At 61.7% G+C, this 15,287-nt stretch carries 3 protein-coding genes; all 3 read right to left on the reverse strand.

The features are described from left to right. Positions 1-7,953 (reverse strand): non-ribosomal peptide synthetase (locus tag GDH07_RS32090; protein WP_152899886.1); only part of this gene is annotated, 7,953 nt, incomplete at its 3' end. A gap of 12 nt (positions 7,954-7,965) precedes the next feature. Beyond that, the gene (locus tag GDH07_RS32095) at positions 7,966-14,556 is read right to left on the reverse strand and encodes a non-ribosomal peptide synthetase (RefSeq protein WP_152899887.1); all 6,591 of its coding nucleotides are present in this window, start codon (positions 14,554-14,556) and stop codon (positions 7,966-7,968) included. After that, positions 14,556-15,287, reverse strand: a 732-nt coding sequence (locus GDH07_RS32100) for a phosphopantetheine-binding protein (RefSeq protein WP_152899888.1), incomplete at its 5' end; no start/stop codon positions are given. The genes GDH07_RS32100 and GDH07_RS32095, both read right to left, overlap by 1 nt.

Raw genomic sequence — 15,287 nt, forward strand, 5'->3', positions numbered from 1 at the left:
CTTGAGCAGCACCGACTGGTTCCAGTGATGCCGCTCCGGTACCGGAGTCTCGAAGAACCATTGCTGGATCGGCAGCAGCGCGGTCGTGCCGCGTACCGGGCCCTGGTCGATCTGCAAGCCACCCTCGCCCTGCTCCGCCACCGTGGCCAGCCCCTGCACCGTCTGGTGCTGGAACAGCTCCTTCGGCGTGAAGCGAATACCCGCCTGGCGGGCGCGGCTGACCACCTGGATCGAGATGATCGAGTCGCCGCCCAGTTCAAAGAAGTTGTCGGTGACGCCCACCCGCTCAAGCTTCAGTACATCAGCCCAGATCGCGGCGATCTGTTGCTCCAGCTCGTTTTGCGGGGCGATATAAACCTGTTGCAGCAAGCTGGCATCGGCCTGTGGCAAGGCCTTGCGGTCCAGCTTGCCGTTGGGGCTCAGCGGCAGGTGTTCAAGGAACAACAAGTGCGCAGGCAACATGTAGTCCGGCAGCACCTCTTTGAGCGCCGCTCTCAGTTGCTCGCGCAACTGTGCCTGGTCTTCCTGGCTATCCGCTGCCACGCCCTGGGCTGCAACGATGTAGGCCACCAACTGCTGGCCGCTCGGCCCCGGCTGCGCCAGCACCACCGCTTCACGCACCTGCTCCTGCTCCAACAGACGCGCTTCGATCTCGCCCATCTCGATACGGAAACCGCGGATCTTCACCTGATGGTCGATACGCCCGGCGTACTCCACCACGCCGTCGGCGTCATATCGGGCCAGGTCGCCGGAACGGTACAAGCGCCCACCATCGGTGCTGAACGGGTCGGGAATGAAGCGCTCCGCCGTCAACCCCGGACGATCGTGGTAACCACGAGCCAGCAGCTCGCCACCAATCATCAGCTCGCCGGTGGCACCGCTGAGGGTCAGGTTGCCACTGTTGTCCAGCAGGTAGATGGAGCGACCCGGCAAGCCCTTGCCCAGAGGGATCTGGCTTGGCAGGGTTTCACCGTCCTGCAGGTAGCGACTGCAGTCATGGGCGGTAACACTCACCGTGGCCTCGGTAGGCCCATAGGTGTTGAGCAGGCAGGCATCCTTCAAGCCGGCCTTCTTCCAGGCCGCCACACCTTCGGCCGCCATCGCTTCGCCACCCAGGTTGAGCTGGCGCAGGCGCCCGAAGTCGCGGGGTTCACCAGCAGCAAAATCCTTGCCCAGCATGAACCAGTAGGCGGTGCTCAAGTCGACGATGCTGATGCCCTGCTCGATCAACTCGCGGTAGAAGGTTTCGCTGTCCCACAGCTCCTTGCCACGAATCACCACCGAGGCGCCGCAGATCAGCGCCGGATACAGCTGTTCGACAAAGGCGTCGAAGTTGAAGGTCGAGAACTGCAGGCCACGATCTGCTGCACTCATGTTGAAGTAATCACGAGAAACCTGGGCATGCTGGCTCAAGGCGTTATGACTGATACCCACACCCTTGGGCCGGCCAGTGGAGCCCGAGGTGTACATCACATAGGCCAGATTGTCGGCTTGCGCCCGTGGCGACGGATTATCCAGGGAGTAGTCGTGCAAACTCTGCCCATGAGAATCCAGACACAGGTATTGCACATCCATGCCAGCGCGCAGACGCTCAAGCAAAGGAGCCTGGGTCAGCAGTAGCTGGATCCCGCTGTCCTGCATCATGTAGTGCAGGCGATCCTGGGGATATTCAGGGTCCAGGGGTACATAGGCGCCGCCCGCCTTGAGCACCGCCAGCAGGCCGACGATCATGTCCAGCCCACGCTCCACGGCAATCCCCACCCGTACATCCGGGCCCACCCCCAGCTCGATCAGCTTATGGGCCAACTGATTGGCCCGCTGGTTGAACTGGCCGTAGCTCAGTTGCTGGTCGGCGCACAACAGCGCCAGCGCATCAGGGGTCCGCTGGGCCTGGACCTCGATCAACTGATGGACACAGTCCTGCACCACATTCCGCGCCGGGGTACGACTACGCTGCTGCTCGATCAAGCCACGTTCGGTGGCGCCGATCAAAGACAGTTCGCCAATGCTGCATTGCGGCTGGTCCACCATGACCATCAGCAACTGCTGCAGATAAGCCGCCAATTGCTGGATATTCGCCTGGGCAAAGTGCTCCCGGGCATAACTGAATTCGAAGGCCAGAGCTTGCCCCAGATAGACCGACAAGGTCAGCGGGTAGTTGGTCTGTTCGTGATTGCCCACCGCTCCGAAACGCAATTGCGCCGGGGCACCTTTCTCCAGCGCCTCGGATACCGGGTAGTTCTCGAACACCAGGATGTTGTCGAACAGGGCCTCGCCTCCCAGGCCGGCCCAGCGCTGCACTTCGTACAACGGTGTATGCTCGAAATCGCGCAAAGCCAGGTTGCGTGCCTGCACCACCTGCAGCCAGTCACTCACCGCCATTTCGGCACGGGGCGAGGCCACTACCGGCAGGGTGTTGATGAACAGGCCGATCTGCTGCTCCACTCCTCGAAGCTCGGATGGACGTCCCGAGACCGTGGCACCGAACACCACCGTGTCCTGTCCGGTATAGCGCTGCAACAGCAGCAACCAGGCCGCTTGCACCAGGGTATTGACCGTGACTTTCTGCTGCCGGGCAAACTCGCTCAGGCGCTGCGTCTGCTGGATATCAAGCTGCTGCTCATGGACACCGTGGCCTCTGCCCGGCGGGTTCTGTGCGCCACGGCTGATGGCCTGGGCCAGTCGGGTCGGCTCGTCCAGAGCCAACAGCTGGTCTTTCCAGAAACGCTCGCAGACCTGGGTATCCTGGCGCTGCAACCAGCCGATGTAATCCCGATAACGCCCCGGCCCCTGCCCCGACAGCTGTCCTGCATAACGTTGCAGCACTTCACCCAGCAACTGCGAGTTGCTCCAGCCATCCAGCAAGATGTGGTGGTTGGTATAGATCAAGTGATAGCGCTGCTCTTGGGTACGCACCAGTACCAGACGCAACAATGGCGCAGCACCCAGCTCGAAACCACGCTGGCGCTCTTGCTCGGCCAAGGTGTCCAGGGCCTGAGAGTCGGCGGCGGATGCACGCCAGTCATGTTCGATCAGGTCCAGGGTAATGCGTTTATGCACGACCTGGATCGGGTTCGACAACTCTCCCTGCCAGAGGAAACCAGTGCGCAGAATATCGTGGCTGTCGATAGCCGCCTGCCAGGCCTGCTGAAAGCGCTCGGGATCGAGCCCATCCACATCCACCCGCAGTTGGTTGATGTAATCGCTTCCCTCCTGCTCATACAAGGTATGGAACAACATGCCCTGTTGCATCGGCGACAGCGGATAGAGGTCTTCGACCTGTGCCATCGACAACGGTAGGCGATCCAGCTGTTCTTGACTCAAGCCTGCCAATGGGAAGTCCGAAGGGGTGGCACCGCGATGTTCGGGCTGGCTGCAGTGCTCGATCAGCGCCTTGAGCTCCTCGGTGTATTCATCTGCCAGACGCTGGATGGTCGCAGCCTCGAACATCTGCGTACTGAAGGTCCAGCTCAAGCTCAACTCGCCGCCATAGACCTGGCCATCCAGGCTCAGCCAATTGCTCAACGGCGCCAGAGGGCTCTGGTCTTCGCCCTTGGCTTCACCAGTCGGCTTGAACAGTGAGTCCTGCTCGTCGAAACTGCCGTCGAACTGGCCCAGGTAGTTGAAGGTGATACGCGGCACAGCCAGCGCGGCCAGGGTCTGTTGTGCGGTCTCATCCCCCAGGTAACGCAGGGCACCAAAACCCAGGCCCTTGTTCGGTACCGCGCGCAGTTGCTCCTTGATGAACTTGATCGAGTCGGCCAGGGCCGGCTGCGGTGTCAGCTTCACCGGGAACATGCTGGTGAACCAGCCCACGGTGCGGGTCAGGTCGATGCTATCGAACATATCTTCGCGACCGTGGCCTTCCAACTGCACCAGGGCGCTGTCCTGGCCGGTCCAGCGGGTGATGACCCGGGCCAGGGCTGCCAGCAACAGGTCGTTGATCTGGGTGCGATAGGCCACCGGGGCATCCTGTAGCAGGCGCTGGGTATGAACCTTATCCAAGCGTGAACTCAGGCTACTGGCATGCTGGTTGTGCAACGAGCTCACCGGATGATCGATCGGCAGATCCGGTTCGACGCCTTGCAACTGAGCCTGCCAATACCGCAGCTCCTCTTGCAACGCCGAGCTATGGGCGTAGGCCTGCATTTGCTCGGCCCATGCCTGAGTGGAGCTGGTCTTGGCTGGCAATGCCACGGGCTGGCCGGCGCTCAGTTGCCCATGGGCCAATTGCAGATCCTCCAGCAGGATCCGCCAGGACACGCCATCCACCACCAGGTGATGGATCACCAGCAACAGACGCTGGCTACCGTCTGCCAGGTTGAACAATACGGCCCGCAGCAGCGGTCCGTCCTGGAGGTTCAGGCTGCGCTGGGCATCGATTGCCGATGGTTCCATATCCTGGACACTATCTACCGCAACCTGCCAGAGCAGGTTCGGTCGCTGGCCGGCATCGACAAAGCGCGCCGACCAGCCATCGGCCTCCTGGCTGAACTGCAAACGCAAGGCATCATGCTGCACCAGAAGCGCCTGCAAGGCGCTCTCGACCACCTCGGCGCACAACGTTTGGGCGGGCTTGAGCAACACCGACTGGTTCCAGTGATGGCGCTCGCTCATTGGCGACTCGAAGAACCACTGCTGCACCGGCAGCAATGCGGCTGCACCACGTGCGGGGCCCTGGTCGATCTGCAGGCCACCCTCGCCTTGCTCGGCTACCGTCGCCAGCCCCTGCACCGTCTGGTACTGGAACAGATCTCGGGGAGTGAAGCGGATACCGGCCTGTCGCGCACGACTTACCACCTGAATCGAGATGATCGAGTCGCCACCCAATTCGAAAAAGTTGTCGGTCGCCCCGACCTGATCCAACTTCAGCACGTCGGCCCAGATCGCCGCGATCTGCTGTTCCAGTTCGCTCTGCGGGGCCACATAGACCTGTTGCATCTGCTGGGCATCGACCTTGGGCAAGGCCTTGCGATCCAGCTTGCCGTTCGGTGTCAGCGGCAGCGCCTCCAGGAACAGCAGGTAGGCTGGCACCATGTAGTCCGGCACATGCTCTTTCAGAGCGCTCTTGATGTTTTCGCGCAAGGCCGTCTGTGCCTCACCGGCCACGGCCAGCGCCGCATCGCTCGGCACGATATAGGCCACCAGTTGCTGGCCATGCTCACCGTCATGGGCCAGCACGAAGGCCTCGCGCACTACTGCCTGCTGCACCAGCCGTGCTTCGATCTCCCCCAACTCGATACGAAAGCCGCGGATCTTCACCTGATGGTCGATACGTCCGACGTACTCAATCACCCCATCGGCACGATAGCGAGTCAGGTCACCGGTGCGATACACCCGTCCACCGTCACTGGAGAACGGATTGGGCACGAACTTCTCGGCAGTCAGTCCAGGGCGTGCCAGGTAACCGCGAGTCACCCCAGCACCAGCCAGGTACAGCTCGCCAGCACTGCCCACCGGTACCGGTTGCAGGTCCGGACTGAGGATATAGCTCTGGGTATTGCTGATGGCCCGGCCGATATTGGCCTGGCCACCGGCCTCGCGACGGGTGTAGGTCGAGTAGGTGGTGTCTTCCGAAGGACCGTACAGATCGTAGACATGCACCAGCCCCGGCTGTTGGTAGAGGCTGTCCACCAGGGCCTGTTTCAGCGGCTCACCCGCCAGGTTGATGATCCGTACGCTGGGCGGGATCTGCCCGCTGCGCTGTAGCGCGGCAATCGCCGACGGCACGGTGTTGATCAAGCGCACCCGATCGCGATCCACCAGCTCCGGCAGCTCCAGGGCATTACGCGCCAGGACGATGGAGCCGCCGCTGGACAAGGTCACGAACAGCTCCCACACCGACAGGTCGAAACAGATCGACGTCGAGGCCAGCACCCCTTGCAGGTCTTCGCTGCTGTACACACGTTGCGACCAGTCGATCAGCGCCAGCACGTTGCGATGGGCAATCGCCACACCTTTAGGCAACCCGGTGGAACCGGAGGTGTAGATCACGTAGGCCAGGTTGTCCGGCGTTGCGCGGGTCGGCGGATTGTCTGTCGAGTACCCGTCCAACCAGCCCGGCTGGGCATCCAGTTGCAGCGTCTGCAAGGACTCCACCGCGGGCAGCAGCGACAGCAGTGCACTTTCGGTCAACAGGATCTGCGCCTGGCTGTCACGCAGCATATGGGCCAGGCGATCCTGCGGGTAATCAGGGTCCAGGGGCACATAGGCACCGCCGGCCTTGAGCACCGCCAGCAGCGCCACGACCATTTCAGGGGTGCGCTGCAAGGCCACGCCAACACGCACTTCAGGGCCGACACCGAGTTCGATCAACTTGTGCGCCAGGCGGTTGGCCTGGTTATTGAGCTCTCGATAACTCAGGCACTGGCCAGCGAACCACAGGGCTTCAGCCTGCGGAGCTTCATGCACCCGGGTCTCGACCAGTTGCTGTACACAGCCATCGCAGGAGAACCCACCGGTGACCGGGCTCCACTCATGCAGCAGTCTGTTCTGTTCGGCGGCCTCCAACAGCGGCAAGTCTCCCAGGCGCTGGTGCGGCTGCCGGACAATGCCTTGCAGCAACTGCAGCCAGGACTGGGCCAGACGCTCGATGGTAGATGCCTCGAACAGGTCGGTGGCGTAGGTCAGCGAGGCCCACAGGCCGTCCTCGGCTTCGAAGGTATCCAGGGTCAGGTCGAACTGCGCAGCGCGCCCCTGCCAACTCAGGGTCTCGATACTCAGGTCGTCCAGGCGCTGGCTTTGGCCACCCCTCTTGACCGCGGTCTGGTGGTTGAACATCGCCTGGAACAGCGGACTGTGGCTCAGGCTGCGCTCGGGACGCAGGGCTTCCACCAACTGCTCGAAAGGCAAGTCCTGGTGGGACTGGGCCATTAACGCAGTCTGCTTGACCTGCTGCAGAAAATCATTGAAGCCCAGTTGTCCGTCGATCTCGGCCTTGAATACCTGGGTATTGACGAAGAAGCCGATCAGCCGCTCGGTTTCCACCCGGTTGCGGTTGGCGATCGGCACGCCGACACGAATGTCCGTCTGGCCGCTATAGCGGTGCAATAGCACCTGAAACGAGGCCAGCAACAACATGAACAAGGTCGCCCCTTCACGTTGGGCCAATTGCTTGAGGCCCAGGCGCAGCTCCTCGGGTAACGGGATATCCAGCAACGCCCCCCGATAGCTCTGGATCGCCGGACGAGGATGATCCAGCGGCAGCATCAGCAGCGGCTGCTCTCCGGCCAGTTGCTCCAGCCAGTAACCCAGCTGCCGCTCACGCTCGCCGGCATCCATCCACTGGCGCTGCCAGTTGGCATAGTCGGCGTATTGAATCGGCAGGTCCGGCAGGCTGACCGTACGCCCTTGGCGGTAACCGGCATAGAGCTGGATCAGTTCGTCAACCATCACCCCCATCGACCAACCATCGGAAACGATGTGGTGCTGGGTCAAGACCAGCACATGTTCGTCTGCCGCTACCCGCAACAACCTGGCCCGCAACAGCGGGCCATTACGCAGATCGAAGGGCGGCTGGCTCTTGCTGTCGGTCAGGGCATGGACCTGGGCCTCGTAGGAAAGGCCGCCGGCGTGCAATTCGATGACCTCGATAGCCAGCGGCACAGGCGGATGAACCACCTGCACCGCAATGCCATCTTCTTCGGAAAAGGTAGTGCGCAAAGTTTCATGCCGGGCAATCAGGGTATCGAATGCATGGCGCAACGCGTCGAGATCCAGTTCTCCGTCCAAACGCAGCGCCGAGGTGATGTGGTAGGCGGTGCTTTCAGGCTCCAGTTGCCAGAGAAACCATTGGCTTTCCTGGGTATAGGAGAGAACCGGCGCCTCGTCGGCGCCACGGCTGCAGATAGGAGCGATACCAAAGAGGTTGATGCCCTTTTCTTTAAGCAAAATCGCCAGGGCCTTTCTTTCCTTGGAAGAAAGCGTGCCTACCGAGTCGATTAAAGCTTGCATGTACTACCTCTCCTAAGAAATTATTTTTTCAAGATCATCGGGAGATAAACGTTTGAGAGCCTCCAAAGATTTAGCCAATTCATCCTGCAACGAAGAAGTTGTCTGCCGCAGGGCCTGAACCTTCTCGACAAAGGCCGCCAGGCTCTCCGCGCCGAACAGCGACTTGATGGGAATATCCACGCCAAGCTGCTGCTTGACCCGGGTCACGACCTGAGCCACCAGCAGGGAGTGGCCACCCAACTCGAAGAAGTTGTCGTTCAGGCCCACCCGATCCAGCTTCAATACATCGGCCCAGATCGCCGCGACCTGCTGCTCCAGTTCGCTCTGCGGTGCCGCATAGACCTGTTGCATCTGCTGGGCATCGACCTTGGGCAAGGCCTTGCGATCCAGCTTGCCGTTCGGCGTCAGCGGCAACGCCTCCAGGAACAGCAGGTAGGCTGGCACCATGTAGTCCGGCAGATGTTCCTTCAGAGCCGTCTTGATACTCTCGCGCAAGGCCGTCTGCGCCTCCCCGGCCACGGCCAGCGCTGTATCGCTCGGCACGATATAGGCCACCAGTTGCGGGCCATGCTCACCGTCATGGGCCAGCACGAAGGCTTCGTGCACCACCTTCTGCTGCACCAGCCGCGCTTCGATTTCCCCCAACTCGATACGGAAACCGCGGATCTTCACCTGATGGTCGATGCGACCGATGTATTCGATCACGCCATCGTTGCGATAACGGGTCAGGTCACCGGTGCGATACATCCGACCACCATCGCTGGAGAACGGATTGGGCACGAACTTCTCGGCGGTCAGCCCTGGACGTGCCAGGTAGCCACGGGCGACTCCGGCACCTGCCAGATGCAATTCGCCGGCACTACCCACGGGAGCCGCTTGCAGGTCCGGGCTGAGAATGTAGCTCTGGGTATTGTTGATGGGTCGGCCGATATTGGCCTGGCCACCGGCCTCACGACGACTGCAGGCCGAGTAGACAGTATCTTCCGTAGGTCCATACAGGTCGTAGACATGCTCCAGCCCGGGTTGCTGTTGATAGAGACTATCCACCAGGGCCTGTTTCAGTTGCTCACCCCCGAAGTTGATGATCCGCACGTTCGTCGGGATCTGCCCGCTGCGCTGTAGCGCGGCAATCGCCGACGGCACGGTGTTGATCAAGCGCACCCGATCGCGATCCACCAGTTCCGGCAGCTCCAGGGCATTACGCGCCAGGACGATGGAGCCGCCGCTGGACAAGGTCACGAACAGCTCCCACACCGACAGATCGAAACAGATCGACGTCGAGGCCAGCACCCCTTGCAGGTCTTCGCTGCTGTACACACGTTGCGACCAGTCGATCAGCGCCAGCACGTTGCGATGGGCAATCGCCACACCTTTAGGCAACCCGGTGGAACCGGAGGTGTAGATCACGTAGGCCAGGTTGTCCGGCGTTGCGCGGGTCGGCGGATTGTCTGTCGAGTACCCGTCCAACCAGCCCGGCTGGGCATCCAGTTGCAGCGTCTGCAAGGACTCCACCGCGGGCAGCAGCGACAGCAGTGCACTTTCGGTCAACAGAATCTGCGCCTGGCTGTCACGCAGCATATGGGCCAGGCGATCCTGCGGGTAATCAGGGTCCAGGGGCACATAGGCACCGCTGGCCTTGAGCACCGCCAGCAGCGCCACGACCATTTCAGGGGTGCGCTGCAAGGCCACGCCAACACGCACTTCAGGGCCGACACCGAGTTCGATCAACTTGTGCGCCAGGCGGTTGGCCCGGGAATTGATTGTCTGATAATCCAGGCTATGCCCGGCGAATAGCAGAGCTTCGGCTTCTGGGGTTTTCAGTGCCTGGGCCTCCACCAACTGATGCACACAATGCTCGCTCGGGGAGACGACGGACGCCGGCGCCCATTCATGCAGCAGTCTGTTCTGCTCGGCGGCCTCCAACAGCGGCAAGTCTCCCAGGCGCAGGTGTGGCTGCCGGACAATGCCTTGCAGCAACTGCAGCCAGGACTGGGCCAGACGCTCGATGGTGGATACCTCGAACAGGTCGGTGGCATAAGTCATGGAAGCCCAGAGGCCATCGTCGGACTCGAAGGTATCCAGGGTCAGGTCGAACTGGGTACTGCTCTCCTCGCCACTGAGCATCTGCACTTGCAAGCCGGGAATCACCAAGCCCTGGTCATCCTGACGGACAGCGGCCTGATGGTTGAACATCACCTGGAACAATGGGCTGTAACTCAGGCTGCGCTCCGGCTTGAGGGCCTCCACCAACTGTTCGAAAGGCAGGTCCTGGTGCTCCTGGGCATCCAGGGCACAACCCTTGACCTGACGCAGGAAGTCACTGAAGGTCTGTTGTCCGTCGACTTCGGCCTTGAGCACCTGGGTATTGACGAAGAAGCCGATCAACCGCTCGGTTTCCACTCGATTGCGGTTGGCGGTCGGCACGCCGACACGAATGTCCGCCTGGCCGCTGTAGCGGTGCAATAGCACCTGGAACGAGGCCAGCAATAACATGAACAGCGTGACCCCCTCACGCTGGGCCAGCTGCTTCAGGGCCTCCGGCAAGACGCCACCCAGGCTGATGCCGTGGCGCGCGCCCTTGTGGCTCTGCTGCAATGGCCGCGGATGGTCCAGGGGCAGGTCCAGAACCTGGGCACCGCCTTCCAGCTGCTGCAACCAGTAACCCAATTGCCGCTCGCGCTCACCGGCATCCATCCATTGACGCTGCCAAGCCGCGTAGTCGGCATACTGTACCGCCAATGTCGGCAACTCAGCCTGCCGGCCCTGACTATGGGCGCCATACAACAGGATCAGTTCCTCCACCATCAACTGCATCGACCAGCCATCGGAAACGATGTGATGTTGGACCAGCACCAGCACATGGTCATCCGCCGCCAGGCGTACCAAAGTGGCCCGTAGCAAAGGCCCCTCGCGCAGGTCGAACACCTGGCGCACCTGGGTCTCTATGACCTGCTTGATCAGGTCATCGGTATTACCGGCGTCCACCAACAGGGACAAGTCCTGCTGGCCAATCGGTAAGCAGGCTGGGGCCGCAATCACCTGGGTCAGGCCCTGGGAGTCCTCGACAAAGCTCGTACGCAAGCTTTCATGGCGGGCGACCAGAGCATCGAAACTGCTTTGCAGGGCCTGGCAATCCAGCGTGCCACGCAAGCGCAAGGCCATGGGAATGTGGTAGGCGCTGCTGTCAGCGTCCAATTGCCAGAGGAACCACTGGCGCTCCTGAGCGTACGACACCGCCAGGGGATGCTGCCGGTCCACCAGGGGAATCGGCTGACGTTCCTGGGTGGTTTCCGGCCCTAGCAGGCGGACGAACTCTTCCAGCGACTCGCCTTCGAACAGCAGTTTCAGGGGAGCCTCGATGCCCAGTTCCTGACGGACACGCGACATCACCTGGGTGGCCAAGAGCGAATGGCCGCCAAGCTCGAAGAAGTTATCGGTCAAGCCGACCTGTTCCAGTTTCAGCACTTGGGCCCAGATTCCGGCTACTTGCTGTTCAAGCTCGCTGCGGGGGGCCACATGGGTTCGCTGCAACAGGCTGCCGTCGATGGCCGGCAAGGCATTGCGATTGAGCTTGCCGTTGGCGGTCAGAGGCAACGCCTGGAGGAACAGCACATGAGCCGGAACCATGTAACCCGGTAGATGCTCACGCAGCCCGGCCTTGATGTCGTCCCGCAGCAGCAGTTGCTCCGAGACCAGATCCTGGCTGTTCCAATCCAAGCCAGCAGGCACCACATAAGCCACCAGTTGCGGGCCGTCCGGACCTTCCGGCGCCAGTACCACCGCCTCGCGCACCCTAGGCAATTCCAGCAGCCGCGCTTCGATCTCCCCCAACTCGATGCGGAAACCGCGGATTTTCACTTGATGGTCGATGCGACCGATGTAGCCGATCGAACCGTCGGCCTGGTAGCGCGCCAGATCGCCAGTACGGTAGAGACGTCCACCAACCTCGCCAAACGGATCCGGGACAAACCGCGCCGCGCTCAGGTCGCCACGATTCAAGTAACCCCAGGCCAGCCCCGCACGCCCGACATACAATTCACCGATGCAACCCTTGGGCACCGGTTGCAAATTGCCGTCCAGCAAGTACCAGGACATGTCGGGAATCAGCTCGCCGATTGGGCTGGCTCCCGCCAGGCTCAGGTCCGCCTTGGACAATGGCCGGTAGGTCACATGCACCGTGGTTTCGGTGATGCCGTACATGTTCACCAGCTGCGGGCACTGATCGCCGAAACGCTGGAACCAGGGGTGCAGTGTATTGACCTCCAGGGCCTCGCCACCGAACACGATGTGGCGCAACCGATGCTCCGGCTCGGCGCTGCAGGCCACATGCATCAATTGACGGAATGCCGACGGCGTCTGGTTGAGTACGGTCACGCCCTCGGCGCAAAGCAACGGGTAGAAGTCCTGGGCCGAACGCGCCACCTCTTGAGGCACGATCAGCAACCGCCCGCCGTACATCAAGGCACCGAAGATCTCCCACACCGAGAAATCGAACGCATAGGAGTGAAACAGGCTCCAGACATCATCGGAGCCGAACTGGAACCACGCCTGGGTAGCCGCGAACAGGCGCAGGACGTTGTGGTGCGGTTGCAAGGTGCCCTTGGGCTTGCCGGTGGAGCCGGAGGTATAGATCACATACGCCAGGTCCTCGGGTGTTACCCCAACTTCGGGGTTGTCGGTCCGATAGCCGTCCAGTGGCTGCTCCAGCAACCAGGTGCGACCGGCAAACGCCGGCAAGCTCTGCTGCAGGTGCTCCTGGGTGAGCAGCAGCGCAATGGCGCTGTCATGCATCATGTGCTGCAGGCGATCCTGGGGATAGGCCGGGTCCAGCGGCACATAGGCGCCGCCAGCCTTGAGAATCGCCAGCAAGCCGATGACCATTTCCAGGCTCCGCTCCACCGCCAGCCCCACCAGTACATTGGGGCCCACACCTTGTTCGATGAGTTTGTGCGCCAAACGGTTGGCCCGTTCGTTGAGCTGCTGGTAGTCCAGGCTCTGCCCGGCGAAGGTCAGAGCCATGGCCTGGGGCGTCCTGGCTGCCTGGGCTTCGATCAGCTGATGGATACAGGCCCCGGAGGGGAATTCCTGTTGCTGCGGGTTCCACTGAGTGAGGATCTGCGCCTGCTCATCGGCCTCGAGCAATGGCAGCAAGCCGATGCGCTGTTGAGGCTGGCCAACCACACCTCGCAGCAACTGCCGCCAATGAGCGGCCAGGCGTTCGATGGTAGCGGCGTCGAACACATCGGTCGCATAGACCAGGGATGCAGAGATCCGGCCCTGGGTTTCCACGGTGTCCAGAGTCAGGTCGAACTGAGCCGACTGTCCCTGCGAGTCCAGCGCTTCGATACTCAGGCCCTGAAGGTCTAGGGACTTGGCCACACCTACGGTTTCGACCTGGTGGTTGAACATCACCTGGAACAGCGGGTTGTGGCTCAGGCTGCGCTCCGGCTGCAAGGCCTCCACCAACTGTTCGAAAGGCAGGTCCTGATGCGCCTGCGCCGCCAGGGCGGTCTGCCGGGCCTGCTGCAACAACTCGCTGAAGGACATCTGGCCGTCGATCTCAGCCTTGAGCACCTGGGTATTGACGAAGAAGCCGATCAGGCGCTCGGTCTCGACCCGATTGCGGTTGGCAATGGGTACACCGACGCGAATATCGGCCTGGCCGCTGTAGCGATGCAGCAAAGCCTGGAAGGAAGCCAGCAACAGCATGAACAAAGTCACCCCTTCACGCTGGGCCAGGCTCCCCAAGGCCTCACTCAACGGTTGCTCCAGGGCCAGTTCCAGGCGTCCACCCCGATGGCTTTGCACCGGGGGACGCGGGCGATCCAGAGGCAGCTCGAGCAAGGGTTGCTCACCACCCAGTTGCGCAGTCCAGTAGGCCAGTTGTCGTTCCTTTTCACCGGCCTCCATCCAGTGGCGCTGCCAAATGGCGTAGTCGGCATACTGGATCGGCAGCGCCGGCAACGGCGCCGGCTGCCCTTGGCAGTAACCGACATAGAGCGCGATCAGCTCATCCACCATGACCTGCATCGACCAACCATCGGAAACGATATGGTGTTGGGTCATGACCAGCACATGGTCATCCTCGGCCACTTGCAACAGGCCGACCCTGAGCAGCGGCCCCGCCAGCAGGTCGAACAACTGCCGGGTCTGGGCCTGGACGAAGTCTTGCACGGCCGTGTTGATCTGCAGCTCACTCGACTGTGCCGGCAGCGATTGGCGCACCAACTCCAGGGGCGCCTCGGGAGCGACCACCTGTACTGCCGCATCTTCATCCTCGACAAAATGCGTACGCAGGCTTTCATGCCGAGCGATCAGGCTGTCGAAGCTGCGCTGCAAGGCCTCGACATTCAATTTTCCACGCAGTCGCAGAGCCTTGGGAATGTGATAGGCAGTGCTCTGCGGCGCCAGTTGCCAGAGGAACCACTGGCGTTGCTGGGCATAGGACAGCGGTATGCGCTCCTGACTCAGACGTACCTCGGGAATCGGCAGGTTGGCCGGAGAGATACCCTGTTCGAGCATTTTCTGCAGGTAGACCTGGCGCTTCTCCAGGGGCAGCAGGATGAAACCCTTGACGATTTTCAACGCGGTGGTGTTGTCCATTACACAGCCTCCATTTCGTCAAGCAATAGTTCCAGCGCACTCAGGTCGGTGCTTTGCACCTGACCCGAACCTTGTTGCAACTGGCTGACAAACAACCCCAGGGTTGGAAATTCAAACGCCATCTGCACACTGACCTGACGTCCAAGCTTGAGCTGGACTCGAGAGACCATCGAAGTTACCAACAAGGAATGTCCACCTAGTTCAAAGAAGTTATCGTTCATACCCACTTGCTCGACCTCGAGCACTTGGGCCCAGATCGCCGCGACTTGCTGTTCCAGCTCGCTCTCTGGGGCTATGTAGGCCTGCTGCCACAAGCTGACATCGGCCTGCGGCAGGGCCTTGCGGTCCAGCTTGCCGTTGGGGCTCAACGGCAAGGCCTCGAGGAACAGCAAGTGGGCCGGCAACATGTAGTCCGGCAGCACCTCTTTGAGCGCCGCTCTCAGTTGCTCGCGCAACTGCGCCTGGTCTTCCTGGCTATCCGTTGCCACGCCGGCGGCCGCCACCAGGTAAGCCACCAGCTGTGGCCCACCAGCCGCCTCCTGGGCCAGGACCACCGCTTCGCGCACCTGCGCCTGTTCCAACAACCGCGCTTCGATTTCACCCATTTCGATACGGAAACCGCGGATCTTCACCTGATGGTCGATACGCCCGGCGTACTCCACCACGCCGTCGGCGTCATATCGGGCCAGGTCGCCGGAACGGTACAAGCGCCCACCATCGGTGCTGAACGG

The organism is Pseudomonas piscis (assembly GCF_009380155.1).
GTDB classification, from domain to species: Bacteria; Pseudomonadota; Gammaproteobacteria; order Pseudomonadales; family Pseudomonadaceae; genus Aquipseudomonas; species Aquipseudomonas piscis.